Below are 610 nucleotides of genomic sequence, written 5' to 3' on the forward strand. Positions count from 1 at the left end.
CGATGCGCCAACCGCGGTCGCCAACGCCGCCTCGGTCGACGAAGGCGCAAGCGTCGTCATCGACCTCGCGGGTAACGACACGGACCCGGACGACGCCCTGGATCTGACCTCGATCGTGATCACCTCGGCCCCCGCCAACGGTAGCCTGGTCGACAACGGCGACGGAACCCTCACCTACACCCACGACGGCTCCGAGACCGTCGGGGACTCCTTCTCCTACACCATCGACGATGTCTCCGGCACCACCTCCAACGTCGCGGCCGTCACCCTCACGATCAACCCGATCAACGATTCCCCCACCGCGATCGCGAACGCCGCCTCGGTCGACGAAGGCGCGAGCGTCGTCATCGACCTCGCGAGCAACGACACGGACCCGGACGACGCCCTGGATCTGACCTCGATCGTCATCACGAGCGCCCCCGCCAACGGTAGCCTGGTCGACAACGGCGACGGAACCCTCACCTACACCCACGACGGCTCCGAGACCATCGGTGACTCCTTCTCGTACACCATCGATGATGCCTCGGGCGCAACCTCCAACGTCGCCAGTGTGACCGTCACGGTCACGCCCCAGAACGACGCCCCCACCGCCGCCAACGACTCGGCTTCA

The 610-nt window shown here is 66.6% G+C and carries 1 protein-coding gene; it reads left to right on the top strand.

The annotated features are described in order from the left end of the window. The coding region (locus tag GY937_08075; protein MCP5056670.1) for a tandem-95 repeat protein at positions 1–610 on the top strand (610 nt) is incomplete at both ends.

This window comes from bacterium (genome assembly GCA_024228115.1).
Classification (GTDB): domain Bacteria; phylum Myxococcota_A; class UBA9160; order UBA9160; family UBA6930.